Source organism: Algoriphagus sp. Y33 (assembly GCF_014838715.1).
Classification (GTDB): domain Bacteria; phylum Bacteroidota; class Bacteroidia; order Cytophagales; family Cyclobacteriaceae; genus Algoriphagus.
This window is the reverse complement of record NZ_CP061947.1, coordinates 4854148-4869449: the sequence shown is the minus strand read 5'-3', so window position 1 is coordinate 4869449 and position 15302 is coordinate 4854148. Positions and strand designations below refer to the sequence as shown.

The following is a 15302-nucleotide window of genomic DNA, read 5'->3' as shown; positions in this document are numbered from 1 at the left end:
TTCGAGTTACCTGACATATGATCGATTCTTTCATCAATTATTTGGAGTTTGAGAAAAAAGCCAGCCCACATACGGTAGATGCTTATCGCCGGGATCTGAGACAATTAGAGGAATTTGTGGGGCTTTCGTTCGGAATAAATGAAATTTCCGGGGCAGAGCATCCTGAGCTTCGGGCATGGGTGATCGATCTGGTAGATAGTGGGTTAAGCACTACTTCAGTCAACCGTAAAATAGCCACTCTGAGGTCCTATTATAAGTTTTTGCTTAGGTCCAGAATCATTTCCAAGGATCCAACGTATAAGTTAAAAGGTCTTAAAAACCCGAAAAAACTTCCCGAGTTTGTGCAGGAATCGGCCATAGAATCCGTTCTAAATGAAAGCGTCTATGAACCGACCTTCGAAGGACAGCGAGACAAGATGGTGATGGAGTTTCTTTACCTCACCGGAGTCAGGCTTTCAGAGTTAATCGGCTTACAATGGTCGGATATTAATCTGATAGAGGATTCGGTCAAGGTGCTTGGGAAAAGGAAAAAGGAAAGAATTATTCCGATAACAAAAGGCTTAAAACAGAATATTTTGCTGTACAAAAAAGTATTTGAGGAAAGGTTTTCAAAAGTAGGTCAAAGTGAGTATTTTATTGTCAGCAATCAACAAAAGCAAAGTTACCCTATGATGATTTTTCGTATCGTCAGGCATTATTTGGATCTTTTTGCGCAGACTTCAAAGCGCAGCCCACATGTGCTGAGGCATACTTTTGCTACCCACCTTCTCAATAAGGGAGCTGATCTGAATGCTGTCAAGGATTTGCTGGGGCATGCAAATCTCGCCGCCACTCAGGTATACACGCACAATTCCATGGAAAAACTTAAGGCTGTGTTCGAACAGGCACATCCCAAAGCATAAATAAATTATTTGTTCACCACTAAATGCAATTGAATATGAAACTGCAGATGCACTCCATCCACTTCGACGCCGATCAAAAATTGATCGATTTTATTCAAAAAAAAGCCGACAAGCTGGATACTTTCTATGATCAAATAATAGACGGAGAGGTTTTTTTGAGACTTGATAAGAATGATAATAACGATAATAAAATCGTGGAAATAAAATTAAACGTGCCGGGGAAGCAGTTTTTTGCGAAGAGTCAAGCGGATTCTTTTGAAGCGGCTTCTGACGATGCGATCGAAGGACTTAGACGTCAAATCAAAAAATACAAAGAAAAAGTAGTGCTGGCTAAGCAGTAACAGTTTAGGATAGTAATTTTACGGCACCTCTCAGTTTCTGGGAGGTGCTTTTTTTATATAAATTACCTTATGCAGAAGTCTCCTAATTATTCACTTTACTTTTGGCTGGTCTCCATTGGATTGGTCATAGCCAAGGTCCTATTTACGCTAAGGCCGGAGATTGACCTGTTTACAGAAGAAGCGCAATATTGGCTGTGGTCTCAGAATATGGCATGGCATTATTATTCCAAACCGCCTCTAGTTGCAGTGCTTAATTATACTTCCACAGCTATTTTGGGAAACACGGAACTTGGGGTGCGGCTAAACGCCATACTGCTGGGAGTCGGGATATCTTGGGTGACTTTCCTATTGGGCCGACATCTCTACTCTTCCAAAGTCGGGTTTTGGTCAGCCATGATTTTGCAGGCAATGCCCATGTGGTGGCTGGCGTCTACTTTTCACATGACGGATTCCTCGCTCACCTTCTTTTGGGCTTTGGGACTCTACTTTGCATATAGAGGAGTAGCCGATGGAAAAAAAAGCTGGTGGATCTGGGCAGGTGTAGCCACAGCTTTTGGACTGATGGCCAAAGTGGTTATGGGATTGATCTTCCCTTTTCTACTTATCTATCTACTATATACCGGAACTTGGAAGGCTCAAAGCAAGAATTACGCTGTGTTTTTTTTAATCAGCTTATTGGGGTTTATACCTGCATTAGTTTGGAACTGGCAGAATAATTTCGATACGTTTAAGCATTTGGCTACTCTTGGTGGAGGAGGGGGAAAGTCGGGGGCATTTGATGCTGCTAAGGCAACTGCAGGATTTTTCGAGTACGTGGGAGGCCAACTTGCAATGATTTCCGTGTTTTTACTTCCACTCGCTGCAGGAGCGTTTAGAGGCACAATTAAGTCTAATGATCACGTGAAAATCTATTTGTTTTTGCCGGTACTGATGTCTTGGACAGGTTTTGCATTCTTGAGCTTTATGACCTCAATTGAAGTGAATTGGCCGGTGTTTGCTTATAGCAGTTTGGCGATTTTGATGGCCGCGTGGGTTACTGAGCAAAGTCTGACTTGGCGGAAAATCCGTAATTGGGGTGTGGGGTTGAGCATAGGTTTGCCCTTGCTGTTTATTCTTCCTGATTTCACTTTTCTGAAAAGTATTAAACCCATAAAGAAAGCCGAAAAGTCTGCGTTTAGGAGAATGGCAGGTTATCAGCCTCTGGCGGATAGACTGGTTTCACTGCGTGATAGCTTGGGAGTTGAAGATGCTTATGTGTTCTCAGAGACTTATCATATGGCTTCGGAACTGTCATTTTACCTGCCTGATCATCCGCAAACCTACATGTTGAATATGGGGTCAAGAAAAAACCAGTTTGATCTCTGGCCAGGCTTGGAGCAATTTGTCGGCCAGGATAAAGTTGGGATTTTTGTAAGCTGGAATTTCGATTCGCCCGGTGAATTTGCCGATTTTCAGGAACTGCTTTATGAAGAAGAATTGCCTGTTACATTCCGGGGTGAACCGCTGAGAATAGCCAAAATCCAAGTATGGAGGAAGCTGGAGGAGTTCAATCCATATCAGCCAGACTCTTATTAATTCTACTTTGATACTCTTTCCAGCCAATAGTATTTCTGTCCTTTTTCCTCTAATATTTTTTTGAAATCAGGATTTCCCGCATTTGTCAATAAATCAGGAATCTCACGTGATGCCCAGTTTAGCGAAGCTGTTTTCATATGAAATCCTGCAGTATCGATGGAGTCTAAGTATTTGTCCTCGATGATCAGCCGGTCATAATTTTTAATTTCAATTTCCAATTCATGAGGGTTTAAATCGACCATCTGAAAGTCTGTACCCAATCCAATCCTGATCTTGCTGCTGGTATGCAGATTTCCTATGAAACCAATTTTACCGGTAGGGTCAATTTTTTCTTGTGTTGCAAAGGCTTTTACCTGCTGACCTTGGTCTGGCAAGGAAATCTGAAAAGTGCCTGTGGAAAGTAAGAAAAAGAGCAGCATAAACCCGTACGCGATCGTATTCGGAAGTTTTTTGGATTTGATAGTAGTTTGGCCAAGATAAAGTAGGATGAGAAGGCCAATTCCGAGCTGTGTATAAATAAGAAAAGGAGCTCCTAGATTTATATTCAGCCAAAGACTAAACAAGAAAATCACTGAATTCAGAACGAGGAAGAACCAACCGGTAATTTTTAAAGCAGTGCTTTTATTTCCAAATTCTGCTTTTATCAGAAGCCATGCAAGCAAAATTGCCAGAACCGGAGCGACTGGAAGCAAATAGCGCTCATAGAATCTGCTAGTCATCGCTCCCATTCCGAGAATCGCCAGTCCCCAAAGTATCGCAAACCAGAAAAACACAGGAGCCTCTTTTCTGGCCGCTGTGATTGAACTTTTGGCTTTTGCAACAGCAAAAATGACCCATGGAAGAAAGATAAGGATCAGAATACCCATGGCCAAGAAGCCGTTTTGACTGATTAGTAGATAACGTGAGGCTACACGTGTACCGACCTGGTCTTCCAGAAAGCTGTCCAGATAAGTGGGCCCATGGATTTTCCACATCGCTACAAACCAAAACAAGGCGATGAAAATACTGACTAGAATAGAAGGGAAATGGAAAAGCGTCTTGGGTGAGATTTTTTTCCAAGGATTGAAAAGTAAATAGATCAACCCAATTCCACCCAAAGCTGCAGCGGGAAGTCCTTTCACCTCAAATGCCAATGCCAAACTGATGTAAAGTATCCACAGGTACTTTTTCGGAGTAGCATTGCCATGCCGGAGCAGCCCTGCAAATCCGAGAGCACTTGCTGTCATAGTCATGACTAGCAATACATCGGGAATGGATCGTGTTGCGCTGAAAATCAAAACGGGATTCGACGCCATAATCAGGGCGGAAAGCCCGGCTATTCGCTTGTCTTCAAATAGAGTTTTTGCTGTCCTGTAGGTCAGCCCTATTGTCAAAGCCCCTGCGATCAAAAAGAAAAACCGGGATGCAAAAGGATTGACTCCAAACAGTTTAAATCCTGCTAGAACAGTCCAGTAGGTTCCTATGGGTTTTTTGAACCTGAGTTCGCCACTGCCCAAATAGGTAGTCAGGTAGTCACCGTTTTGGAGCATTTTGACTGCCGCATCGGTATAATACATTTCATCCGGATAATGCATGTGAAAGCTCAATGCGAAGGGGCCAACCAATAGGACGAAAGCAATCATGGTTACCCAAGGGTTGATTTGAGCGTTTTGGGAGGAGGCTAAAGACATGATACAAAGATAGGCGGATTGAGTCCGGTTTTGCATTAGGATTCATCTTGAGGGCTAAAATTGCAAGAAAACCGGGCTGTTTGGAGTCTGAAGAATAGCACCGCTAAGGTGAACCTACCTATGGCAGACAGAAGCGAAGCTCCTGATTTTAAAATAATTCTAACCTGCAAAAGAGATGCTAATGCATGCTGTGGACTGGAATTGTTACACCAAATTTCCGTAGGCATATGAAAGCCATTACAGGCTTTTTTGTCCTAGGAAGTATTTTAGCGTATTTTTGACAAAATTTTATAGCATGTCCAAGCCACTTATTTCTATAGTAATCACTGTTTACAACGAAGAGGATAACATCAAGCCTTTATTGGAAGCCACTTATTCCGCTTTGGAAGAAATTGACTACGAAGTGATTTTGATTGAGGATGGGTCTACAGACAGTACAGTGGCTGAAGTAAAAAAACACGCCAATAGCAGGACTAAGCTGATTATTTTCAACAGGAATTTTGGGCAGACCACTGCGCTTGCGGCAGGTATCGATATGGCTATCGGTGAATACATCGCTACCATGGACGGAGATCTTCAAAATGACCCGACTGACATTCCATTGATGCTGAATAAGGCCATCGATGAAGAGTGGGATGTGGTTGCGGGACGAAGAGCCGACAGAAAGGATGGCTTTGTACTACGTAAAATTCCAAGTAAAATCGCCAATTGGGTAATACGAAACAGCACTAAAGTATATTTGAATGATTACGGATGTACACTTAGGGTTTATAAGGCGGAGATAGCGCAGGGCATGGGGCTCTATGGTGAACTTCATCGTTTCATCCCTGTTTTGGCAAAGCAACAAGGTGCCAAAATGACTGAAGTGGATGTGAAGCATCATCCAAGAATTCATGGGGAGTCTAAGTATGGTCTGAGCCGTACCTTCAAAGTGATGTCGGACTTGATCCTGATGCTGTTTTTTCAGAAGTATTTTCAGCGTCCGATTCATTTGTTTGGTGGGATTGGGCTGATCGCATTTATGGTCGGCCTAGTGATCAACTTCTATTTATTGATTTTGAAACTTTTGGGAGAAGATATCTGGGGTAGACCGCTTATGATTCTTGGATTTATTTTGGTGCTGGGGGGTATTCAATTCGTTACCACAGGGATTATCGCGGAGATTATTGTCCGTACTTATTTCGAATCTCAGAATAAAAAGACCTACACCATTAAATCTGTTTATCAGGGGATCCAGGAACCTGTAGGGGATTTACAGATTCTTCCAAGTGACAAGATGGATTCCAACTAGCGACTGAATTTTGGTGAAAATAGGGAGTTCTCTCAAGAAAAAACTAACGACTGCCTTAAAGCTGGTTTTGACCGGTTTGGCTCTTTTTCTGGTTTTTAGGAAAATAGACACAGACCAGCTCTGGGAAATCACCAAAACCATTCGCTGGAGTTGGTTAATTCCTGCCATTTTGATCTTCGTGCTGAGCAAGCTGTTTACTGCATTTCGGCTAAATCTCTATTTCAAAAACATCAATCTGAATATCCCTGAAAAGCTCAATATCAAGCTTTACCTGATAGGAATGTTCTATAACCTGTTTTTGCCAGGAGGAATAGGCGGAGATGGATACAAGGTGTATTTGCTGAACAAGCATTACCGGACTCCCGTCAAACCGTTGGTTCAGGCATCTCTTTTGGATCGTTTGGGGGGATTGGTTGCAATTATTTTTTTACTGCTGCTATTGATCCTTCCTGCGAATCTGCTCTTGCCTTATGATTCGTCGGTTCCTTGGAATCTGCTGATAGGGATAGCGGCTTTACTCGTATTTCCCGGTTTTTGGTTGATTCAAAAACTGATGTTTAAATCATTTTTACCGTCTTTTTGGAAAGCAAATGGCTGGTCCATGGCCGGCCAAGTGACTCAACTGGTGTGTGCTTGGTTTATTCTGAAAAGCTTGGGTGTGACAGAGAATTTTCTTGCCTACCAGCTGGTTTTTCTACTTTCCTCTATTGTGGCAGTGCTTCCTTTGACGATCGGTGGAATCGGGGCAAGGGAGCTGGTATTCGTCTATGCGCATACCTATGCGGGGATAGAAGAAACTACCGCAGTTGCTTTCAGCTTAATCTTTTTCTTGATTACAGCCGCAGTTTCACTTGTTGGATCTATGGTCACAGTTAATTTTGATAAAAACAGTTAATCATCTGTATTTCAGATTAGTAATTTAAAATCATCCTTGCAAATTTAAAATCAAATTTTAAATTTGCAAGGATGATTGTACGCGATTTGACTTATAAACTCCAAGAATTGATGCAGGATTTTCCGGCAATAGCTATTCTTGGACCACGCCAAGTAGGAAAGACAACCTTAGCTCAGGAGCTTGTGAAGAACATAGATCCCCAGTCTATGTATTTGGATCTGGAAAGTCCGTCTGACCGAAGTAAGCTTGTCGAACCTGAGCAGTATTTTGATCTTCACGAAGGGCGCTTGATCATCTTGGATGAAATCCAGCGTATGCCAGACCTGTTTCCGCTTTTGCGAGGCGTGATAGACAGGAGGCGGAAGAAAGGTTTGCGGGCTTGTCAATTTTTGATTTTAGGTTCTGCATCATTGGATTTGATCCGACAGTCTTCTGAATCACTCGCAGGAAGAATCGCATATGAAGAACTTTTCGGGTTCAATGTTTTAGAAGTTGATTCGATGGAAGGTCATGTAGAAAAGTTATGGCTGCGTGGAGGTTTTCCGGACAGTCTTCTGGCGAGGACAGATAAATCCAGCATGACTTGGAGAGGGAATTTCATTACCACGTATTTAGAAAGAGATATTTCGCAGATTGCGCAATTTGTACCGGCAAATCGTCTTCGTCGCCTTTGGACAATGCTCGCCCATCAGCAAGGTCAACTGATCAATCTTTCCAAACTTGGAGCAAGTCTCGATTTGACTTCACCAACTGTGAAAAGTTACGTGGAAATGCTTGAGGATCTTTTGCTGATTCGTTCTCTTAGACCATGGCTGGTGAATGTGGGCAAGCGACTGGTAAAATCTCCGAAAATCTATATCAGGGATTCCGGGGTTACACATGCCTTATTGAACCTGACAAACCTTGATGATCTGCTCGGGCACCCAGTGGTAGGAGGTAGTTGGGAAGGATTTATCATTGAAAATATCATTTCGGTTTTGCCAAAAGGTGCCGAGTATGGCTTTTATAGAACTGCAGCAGGTGCTGAACTTGATTTTGTGATCAGCTTGGGCGGTAAGATTTGGGCAATAGAAATCAAGCGGACATTGAGCCCCAAACTATCCAAGGGGTTTTTAAATGCTGTGGAAGACATATCGGCAGATCATCGATATTTTATCTATGCAGGGAAAGATGAATTCCCGTTGGGCGGAAATACTCTTGCGATAGGTCTTGCCAGATTTATGGAAAAAATGAAAGGGGGTTTTTGAGAAGCCTTTCTTTTCCTGTTATCAAAGTGTGAGTGCTATTTTTCTAAAATGGCATCATAAGGAAAATAAAATTGCCCCACTCCTTTGATTACCTGCCAATTGATTTGGTTGGTTTTAGGAGAATATAGTATGCGAATTTCGGAGATCCCGTCAGAATAAGCGCTTTTGATTGTGCCGGTGAAGCTATTGTCTCTTTCTTTTTTCAGGAAAATAGAAAGCTGATCAGCACAGTCTATTCTGCCTCCGTTATAGTACTGTCCGCAATGCTCTCCTATTAAATCATATGACCCCAAAAGTTCATCATCAGACTCGGGCTTGTATAGAAAGATTGTGAATGCCCTATCTTGTTTAAACCATCGCCAAGAACCTGTAATATCTTGCGATGTGGAATCATGGGAAAAGAGAAGAAACAGTACGAACAACACAGGAAACCCTCTTTTACACCTATTGAAACATAAAATCATTTATATATTTCTGTAATAATACCAGACTTAACCTCGACCAATATAATGATTGAATCTTCATCTTCATAGACCGATCCTTCCTCAGAAGTAGTTATTCTTATTACTCCATATTCCTCTTTTGTACCATAATCTATTTCAATTTTTAGTTCATAGGGAGGGAATAGCTTTGATACTGCTGTGTGATGATCACCTAATTTTATAAAATATTTTCCATTCCCTATTGAAAATCTGCTGTCTTTCAGATGGAAGGCATCGAGTTGTGCATCTAAGAAGTAGAATTCATTATTGGTGTAGGTGATTAACCTAGCCATCTTTTCATCTATCTCATAATAATAATCTTCGTTTTTGTCAGGGCTTGGAAATTCTTCTAAAAATGCTGATAGGGTGGTTTTAAGAACACTGAACTCTTTGTGAACTGAATCTGATGATTTGATAATGAGATTGTTAATATCAAAGGTCAGGATGGATGTGTCTTCATTATACCCTTGGACTTGACAAAATGAAGTAGCATGAAAGAAGAAAATCAAAACTATGAAAATCAAAGGATGCTTCATGTGTGAACTGAAAATAAAAACCGATTAGGGTTCGGCTAATTTGGTGCCATAAAAAAGCCTCCTTTCATAGCCGCATGACATTGGGCATGCCGTAGACGACACAAAGACTCCCCGTAAACAATCTTTTTAGAATTTGAAGGGTTTTTTATAGAGATAGTAGAAATTTATATCGGCGTAGGAGCCTCCGATAACTGGGTTGTACAGAAGATAAGGACAAGTAATAGTATTCGATTTTTCATAATAGCTACTTGATCATATCCTTTTAACCAATTACATAACTAATCTTCTTCCAAGGTCAGTTGGAAATATTGAAGATTTTACTAATAAAGATAAAAAACTGTTTTAGTTATGCGTGTCCCATTTGTTTTGATTTTTAGGCTTTCATCAATAAACCACTTTTCCCCATTTTGTAGTGGAGAAATGACAATACAGGCTTACTTTAATGCATGTTGAAAGAAATCTGTGAAATGGTACTGCCATTTGTCTTAATTAAAATGGCACCGTCAATTTCTCCTTGCGTGGACTTAACACAATGACATAATTATCCCCTGTCTATATATTTGGATTTGTAAAGTCCATCTGACCGAAGTAAGCATAGTACTTTCAATCTTCACCTTTGTAAAATTACATTTTTAGGCATATAGATTTGTCCTGGCCTTTCTTTGGTTATTTCCCATCTTAATTGCCCGCTTGCCGGGAGGTATGTGACTTTGATATCATGAATACTTCTGGAATACGCACTAAGGATTGTTCCTGTAAATACATTTTCACTTATTTTATCCAAAGAGATTGTAAATTCATCAACAGTACAATCCATCCTCGCCCCATCTTCAAAAACACCACAATGTTTCCCTTTGAAATTGGTCGGAATAGCTGATCCTACAGTTCTATATTTTTTTATAAGATCAATTTCGAAATGTCTTCTACCGTTATCCAGGCTCCACCTCCATGATCCTGAGATATCTTGTGAATAAGAAGTGTTTGAAATTAATAGTATTATAAGTATTGTTATTATATTTTTCATCTTTTAACAATTTACGTTTAAATAATTATCTACAGTCTTTTCAATAAATTCTTCAACTCTATTGATCCAACCATCTCTAAATCTACGTTGAGTTTTTGATTTCAATTCAGATTCTGTTGCATTTGGAAATCGAGCTAAATATCTATTGACACTGGTTGTGACTATGTTTTCTAAGAAGGATATTCTGGTAGCCTTATACTCATTGTAAAGTTCAATACTATTTTCATAATCATTTATGAAATTCAAGGTGTTTGTACCAATGATTCCATCTACAGTCAAATCTGCCCCTAGCTGATTTAATAATTCCTGCAGTTGGTAAATCGCATTTGGACCTGAATTTATATGAAAATCAAAAAGTAACCATCTTAGATCTCCATCTTCAATTTCAGAAAGTCTAATAGAATCCCAGTACAAGACTTTGTAAATAGCTTTTGCATCGGCAACAGTTATATTTTCTAAATTTTCTAAGGTAGGTTCTTTACCTAGTATAGGTTGAGCTGCATTAGTCCGTGTTTTCCAAGCTATACCTTTGTTTGTTGCACCGCCTTTGTCGATAGGATCGTTAACAAAACCTCCTTCGGTATTCAGTACTTTGTCTACTAAATCTTCGAAATTATTGCATGGATCTGGTTCATCATTACATGGAACCACCAATCCCTCAAAATTCGGATGTGGCTCATAACACCCCGGATGTTCTCCTCCTCGGGTATCTTCTGGACCGGTAGGAGCCATTGATAGGGCAAACATACACTCATATGTCTCATATCGCTCTACGATTTGAGGCTCTCCTGTACCAGCTTGTACGTATGTGGTGTAAGTCGTCACAGTGCAGTTATAAGTCCAGCCACTTACTCTTGTATTAGCTATTGTATCAGACTTTGTGCTTGCGGGTTTTGAAAAAGAAACGGATTTGATACGTTCTCCTTTTTCTATAATCCATGACCCGACAAATCTTCCATCGAGATGAAAGAAGGAGTAGTTACCACTGAAGTCGGATGGGATTTCCATCAGACTGAGTTTGTTCACATTCTTAAATTTGGGATTTATGCTGTCCTCCTCACTTTCTACTTTCATAAGGTAAGGCTCAAATGCATTTGGTCCAATTCTAAAAAGAAGCACCCGATAATCCCCTGCTTGTTCTTTCCATTGTTCATTTTTGAGGGAGAAGAGATTTTTCACGTTTAGTCTTACAGGTATTTCCAAGGCTGGTTTTCCCATGTAGAAATGCTCCTTTGCTTTATTCCATACCGGCTCCCCCTCGATAAATGTGACAACTCTAGAATTTGGGCCAGAATCTAGTTCAGTCTGGTGTATAAACCAACTTTTTGCTTCGCTAAGCAATTGCTTGTTTGCCGATGTCTCAAAGAGGTCATCTTGATCTTGTAATGTACAGCCAAAAAAAATGACTAGCATCCCAAGGGTATACCCCCATTTATACAGGGGAGTCTGTGTTTCTGGTTTCATAAATTAAAGAATTAATGAAGAATAGAAACCTCGGCCAAGATTGCCTTTAGAACTAAAGACTATTCAATCTATTATTATTATCCAAACTATTTTTGTCAGAAAAGAATGTTTTTAAAATCAATACCCTGTACTGGACTAGCCCCCGATTTTTGGACATTTTTTTATTAAGTTGAATTTAGTGAATGGATTCGATAATTGACTGGACTCATACCATCTAGATTCAATCGAATTCTTTTGTTGTTGTAGTAATGGATGTACTCTTTGATTTCCATTTTGAGTTGCGAGATTGATTTATACTCTTTGAGATAGAACAGTTCGCATTTAATAGTACCAAAGAAGTTTTCGATGATTGCATTGTCAAGACAGTTCCCTTTTCTCGACATGCTGGGTACAATATTCTTCCTTTGTAATGCCTCTTGATAGATTGCCATTTGATAGTGCCATCCTTGATCTGAGTGTAATATCACTGGTTTATTATCAGTCATAGTACTTTTTACCTGTTCGATCATATCTATAACCGGCTTGATTTTAGCGTTTTCCGCCATTGTATAACTTATTATCTCCCCATTGAACAGGTCGATGATTGGAGATAGGTATAGTCTTTTATCCGAGACCTTAAATTCTGTAATATCCGTTGCCCATTTTTGATCTGGCAATGTGGCTTTAAAGTCGCGGTTAAGTAGATTCGGTGCGACTTTCCCCAATTCCCCTTTATAGGACTTATATTTTTTAGTCCGAATTAGACTCTGGATGCCCAACTCCTGCATCAATTTCAAGACGGTTTTATGATTGATATATCTCCCCTCATTTCTGAGTGCAAACTTGATACGTCTGTACCCCATCCTCCCTTGATGTTCTCTGTAGATTCTTGTAATGTCCTGTTTGGCTTCAAGATATTTATCCGGTTTTTTGGATTGTTTGAGATGATAATAAAACGTACTTCTCGCCATCCCCGCATGCAGTAATAAATGTGACAGTGCATGGGCATGCCTTAATTCCTGGATGATTTCCGATTTTCTTCTTTCTCTTTTTCGGCTTGAATTAAGGCATGTAGCTTTTTTAAATAGGCGTTTTCAGCTCTTAAGGAAGCTAGTTCCTCCAATAGTTCCTCTTCCTTGGTCTTTGGCTTCTTAGTTCTTTTGGTCATAGGCAACTTCGTTTTTCTTTCTTTCCTTGCAAAACCTTCAGCTCCATTTTCATCATAAAGCCCTATCCATTTTACCAGCGCTCCAGTGCTTCGAATATTAAACTGAATACAGGCTTCCAATAAAGATAGGGACTTCTTCCTCATGGTTTTGATAACCTTGACTTTGAATTCAGGTGGATATTGCCTTTTAGAAATAGGCATAAGTCCCATGATCCCATGCCTTTGATACAACAGAACCCATTTCCTGATAAGGGATTTATCAATACCTAATTCCTGACCAACCTTTAGTACTGATCGTTTGTCATAGATGACTTGGTCAACAGCCTCTTTCCTGAAGAGAACTGAATACTTCATTTTACCTCTCATAAGTAGCTTCCAAATAGTGTCTAACTTTTTGGGGCTATTCTAGTACTTGGGTACTTTTCATTTCTTTTCTAAGCCAGCTTGGTTTCCTACCTTTGTCAAAATCCTTAAATCCATGACCCGAGCCGAGCTTTTCTCCCAAATCCAGAAAAAATCATCCTTTTTGTGTGTAGGTCTTGACACTGATCTCTCGAAAATTCCAGCCCATCTGAAAAGTGAAGTAGATCCGATCTATAGCTTCTGCAGGCAGATCATAGAAGAGACGGCGGATTATGCGGTGGCTTACAAGCCGAATATTGCTTTCTTTGAAGCATTGGGACCTCAGGGCTGGGAGACGTTGCAGAAGGTATTGGAGATTATTCCAAAGGAGATTTTCACCATTGCAGATGCGAAACGTGGGGATATTGGTAACACTTCTAAACTATATGCCAAGGCTTTTTTCGAGAAAATGGACTTTGATTCGGTGACAGTAGCTCCATATATGGGGGCGGATAGTGTGACACCGTTTTTGGAGTTTAAGGAAAAATGGGTAATACTTTTGGCTTTGACTTCAAATGCGGGTTCTATGGATTTCCAGCTGATCAAAGACGAAAATGGCAAGCCGTTATATCAGGCGGTTTTGGAGAAAAGCCAAGAATGGGGTTCTCCCGAAAATCTGATGTATGTGGTGGGAGCTACACGTGGAGAACTGATCGGAGAAGTGAGAAAATTGGTGCCGGATAATTTCTTTTTAGTGCCGGGGGTAGGGGCGCAGGGAGGCAGCTTATCCGATGTTGCCAAGTACGGAATGAATTCGCAATGCGGGCTATTGGTAAATTCCAGTAGAGGGATTTTATATGCGTCGGAGGAAAGGGATTTTGCTCAAATGGCCAAGCGGGAAGCAAAGAAACTGCAGGTGGAAATGGGAGAATTGCTAGGAAAACACCTTTAAACTCACTAACGTTTTACTATAAAATAATGAAAGTCAGGGTTTCCTGACTTTTTTGTTTTTTAGTTTTTGGTTAAATTCAATTTGATTTTTAACCTCGGCTTTTATGACATTCAAAGAAGACTTTTTACAACTCGTATGGAAGTATCAATATTTCCAGAAGGACAAGCTCTATACTACGAATGGCGATGAATTAAAAATAATCCAGGTAGGATTTCATAATCAGAGCGAGGGGCCTGATTTCAGGGATTCGGTTGTGGTAATCGATGGGGTAATCTTCCATGGGCATGTGGAGGTGCACAGGCTGGCAAGTGAATGGAAGCAGCATGCACATGGCGGGAATCCTGCCTACAATTCTGTCGTGCTTCATGTAGTGTGGGAAGATGATAGGAAAGTTCTGCGGAATGATGGAACTCCAATGCCGACGTTGGAGCTAAAAGGGCTGATTTTTTTGGATATCTGGAGAAATTATGAGCGGATGCTGGATTATAAATCTGACTTGCCCTGTGCTCATGGATTAAAGGGAGCACCGGGAATTGTGAGATTTTCCGCCTCGGAAAAGGCGTTGGTAGAGCGACTTCAGGAAAAGTCAGCACTGATTTTGGAAATTCTAAGATCTACGACCGACGATTGGGAGGAAACAGCGTACAGGTGGCTGTTTGTTTGCTTTGGCTTCAAGAATAATAGTCTGGCAATGGGGGAATTGGCCACATTGGTTCCTTATAAAATCCTTCAAAAGCACCGTGACCAATTGCCGGTTTTGGAGGCAATCCTGATGGGGCAGGCAGGTCTGCTGCCCATGGATTCCGAAGAACCCTATGTACAGCATTTGATCCGGGAATATGATTTTTATAGAAAGAAATATAAATGGGAGTCGCGGATGAAGCGGCAGCATTGGACATTTATGGGTGTTCGTCCAAGTAATTTTCCTACAGTCAGAATCGCACAATTGTCGGCAATATTGTCCAATGCACCCAATTTACTTCAATCGGTGATACAAGATTCCCATGATTTCGCAAGTTTCAGAAAGTTGTTGAAAGTGAAGCCAAGTGATTATTGGAAGCATCATTATAGTTTTGGCAAACCTTCGGAAAGACAGGCAAGTGCGGGGATTTCCAGCATGGCACTGGATCTTTTGGTGATTAATTATGTGATTCCGCTCTGGTTTGCATACGGGCGATATTTCGAGGAGCCTGACTGGCAAGAGCGTTGTTTTGATTTGTTGCAGGAAGTGTCTGCAGAAAACAATCACATCACCCGGTGCTTCCAATCACATGGTTGGTCTGCAGAAAATGCATTTGATTCTCAGGGGATGATTGGGCTTTTTAAGAATTACTGTCAGCCCAAGAAATGTCTGCAATGCAAAATAGCCCAGTCGCTCATCAAATCAGAATCCAAATGATTTTGGGTAAGCCGGTGAATTCCTGTATTTTTGCA

Annotated in this window: 15 protein-coding genes; 8 read left to right on the top strand and 7 right to left on the bottom strand. The window is 40.7% G+C overall.

What is annotated here, in order from left to right; genetic code table 11:
- The first annotated feature begins 17 nt into the window (after window positions 1-17).
- From ID165_RS19795 to ID165_RS19785, 3 genes are all read left to right on the top strand, one after another.
- Window positions 18-902, top strand: a complete 885-nt coding sequence (locus ID165_RS19795; protein ID WP_192347156.1) for a tyrosine-type recombinase/integrase — start codon at window positions 18-20, stop codon at window positions 900-902.
- A 35-nt stretch (window positions 903-937) separates the two neighbouring features.
- Window positions 938-1243 carry a ribosome hibernation-promoting factor, HPF/YfiA family gene (gene hpf, locus ID165_RS19790; protein WP_192347155.1) on the top strand — a complete coding sequence of 102 codons (306 nt, stop codon included), beginning with the start codon at window positions 938-940 and terminating at the stop codon, window positions 1241-1243.
- A 69-nt stretch (window positions 1244-1312) separates the two neighbouring features.
- Window positions 1313-2818: a glycosyltransferase family 39 protein gene (locus tag ID165_RS19785; RefSeq protein ID WP_192347154.1), complete on the top strand. Its 1506-nt coding sequence runs from the start codon at window positions 1313-1315 to the stop codon at window positions 2816-2818.
- 2 nt (window positions 2819-2820) lie between these two features.
- Here ID165_RS19785 and ID165_RS19780 read toward each other — a convergent pair whose 3' ends face one another.
- Window positions 2821-4488 (bottom strand): glycosyltransferase family 39 protein, encoded by a 1668-nt coding sequence (locus tag ID165_RS19780; RefSeq protein WP_192347153.1) that lies wholly within the window; start codon window positions 4486-4488, stop codon window positions 2821-2823.
- Window positions 4489-4783: 295 nt separating this feature from the next.
- Between ID165_RS19780 and ID165_RS19775 the strand changes: the two genes are divergently transcribed.
- The 3 genes from ID165_RS19775 (at window position 4784) to ID165_RS19765 (ending at window position 7921) form a co-directional block, all read left to right on the top strand.
- The gene (locus tag ID165_RS19775; RefSeq protein ID WP_192347152.1) at window positions 4784-5779 is read left to right on the top strand and encodes a glycosyltransferase family 2 protein; all 996 of its coding nucleotides are present in this window, start codon (window positions 4784-4786) and stop codon (window positions 5777-5779) included.
- Between the two features lie 13 nt (window positions 5780-5792).
- The gene (locus ID165_RS19770) at window positions 5793-6674 is read left to right on the top strand and encodes a lysylphosphatidylglycerol synthase transmembrane domain-containing protein (protein WP_225586843.1); all 882 of its coding nucleotides are present in this window, start codon (window positions 5793-5795) and stop codon (window positions 6672-6674) included.
- Window positions 6675-6745: 71 nt separating this feature from the next.
- Entirely contained in the window at window positions 6746-7921 is a 1176-nt protein-coding gene (locus tag ID165_RS19765) for an ATP-binding protein (RefSeq protein ID WP_192347151.1), read from the top strand.
- Window positions 7922-7956: 35 nt separating this feature from the next.
- Here the strand turns inward: ID165_RS19765 and ID165_RS19760 are convergent, their stop codons facing one another.
- From ID165_RS19760 to ID165_RS19735, 6 genes are all read right to left on the bottom strand, one after another.
- Window positions 7957-8346: a hypothetical protein gene (locus ID165_RS19760; protein WP_192347150.1), complete on the bottom strand. Its 390-nt coding sequence runs from the start codon at window positions 8344-8346 to the stop codon at window positions 7957-7959.
- A gap of 35 nt (window positions 8347-8381) precedes the next feature.
- On the bottom strand, window positions 8382-8939 hold the full coding sequence (locus ID165_RS19755; RefSeq protein ID WP_192347149.1) for a hypothetical protein: 558 nt from the start codon (window positions 8937-8939) through the stop codon (window positions 8382-8384).
- A 610-nt stretch (window positions 8940-9549) separates the two neighbouring features.
- Complete coding sequence (locus ID165_RS19750) at window positions 9550-9963, bottom strand: hypothetical protein (protein WP_192347148.1); 414 nt, start codon at window positions 9961-9963, stop codon at window positions 9550-9552.
- A gap of 3 nt (window positions 9964-9966) precedes the next feature.
- Window positions 9967-11427: a glycoside hydrolase family 108 protein gene (locus ID165_RS19745; protein WP_192347147.1), complete on the bottom strand. Its 1461-nt coding sequence runs from the start codon at window positions 11425-11427 to the stop codon at window positions 9967-9969.
- Window positions 11428-11591: 164 nt separating this feature from the next.
- Complete coding sequence (locus tag ID165_RS19740) at window positions 11592-12434, bottom strand: IS3 family transposase (RefSeq protein ID WP_304503157.1); 843 nt, start codon at window positions 12432-12434, stop codon at window positions 11592-11594.
- Entirely contained in the window at window positions 12419-12928 is a 510-nt protein-coding gene (locus ID165_RS19735; RefSeq protein ID WP_192347146.1) for a transposase, read from the bottom strand. The genes ID165_RS19740 and ID165_RS19735 overlap by 16 nt, the downstream gene beginning before the upstream one ends.
- A gap of 124 nt (window positions 12929-13052) precedes the next feature.
- Here ID165_RS19735 and pyrF point away from each other — a divergent pair, with 124 nt between their 5' ends.
- Both pyrF and ID165_RS19725 read left to right on the top strand, forming a co-directional pair.
- Window positions 13053-13868 carry an orotidine-5'-phosphate decarboxylase gene (gene pyrF / locus ID165_RS19730; RefSeq protein ID WP_192347145.1) on the top strand — a complete coding sequence of 272 codons (816 nt, stop codon included), beginning with the start codon at window positions 13053-13055 and terminating at the stop codon, window positions 13866-13868.
- Between the two features lie 103 nt (window positions 13869-13971).
- Window positions 13972-15267 (top strand): DUF2851 family protein, encoded by a 1296-nt coding sequence (locus ID165_RS19725; RefSeq protein WP_192347144.1) that lies wholly within the window; start codon window positions 13972-13974, stop codon window positions 15265-15267.
- The last annotated feature ends 35 nt before the right edge of the window (window positions 15268-15302 follow it).

Excerpts from the sequence above, each read along its gene's own strand:
- ID165_RS19795 (WP_192347156.1), top strand. The coding sequence starts at position 18 with ATGATCGATTCTTTCATCAATTATTTGGAGTTTGAGAAAAAAGCCAGC.
- hpf (WP_192347155.1), top strand. The coding sequence starts at position 938 with ATGAAACTGCAGATGCACTCCATCCACTTCGACGCCGATCAAAAATTG.
- ID165_RS19785 (WP_192347154.1), top strand. The coding sequence starts at position 1,313 with ATGCAGAAGTCTCCTAATTATTCACTTTACTTTTGGCTGGTCTCCATT.
- ID165_RS19780 (WP_192347153.1), bottom strand. The coding sequence starts at position 4,488 with ATGTCTTTAGCCTCCTCCCAAAACGCTCAAATCAACCCTTGGGTAACC.
- ID165_RS19775 (WP_192347152.1), top strand. The coding sequence starts at position 4,784 with ATGTCCAAGCCACTTATTTCTATAGTAATCACTGTTTACAACGAAGAG.
- ID165_RS19765 (WP_192347151.1), top strand. The coding sequence starts at position 6,746 with ATGATTGTACGCGATTTGACTTATAAACTCCAAGAATTGATGCAGGAT.
- ID165_RS19755 (WP_192347149.1), bottom strand. The coding sequence starts at position 8,939 with ATGAAGCATCCTTTGATTTTCATAGTTTTGATTTTCTTCTTTCATGCT.
- ID165_RS19750 (WP_192347148.1), bottom strand. The coding sequence starts at position 9,963 with ATGAAAAATATAATAACAATACTTATAATACTATTAATTTCAAACACT.
- ID165_RS19745 (WP_192347147.1), bottom strand. The coding sequence starts at position 11,427 with ATGAAACCAGAAACACAGACTCCCCTGTATAAATGGGGGTATACCCTT.
- ID165_RS19735 (WP_192347146.1), bottom strand. The coding sequence starts at position 12,928 with ATGAAGTATTCAGTTCTCTTCAGGAAAGAGGCTGTTGACCAAGTCATC.
- pyrF (WP_192347145.1), top strand. The coding sequence starts at position 13,053 with ATGACCCGAGCCGAGCTTTTCTCCCAAATCCAGAAAAAATCATCCTTT.
- ID165_RS19725 (WP_192347144.1), top strand. The coding sequence starts at position 13,972 with ATGACATTCAAAGAAGACTTTTTACAACTCGTATGGAAGTATCAATAT.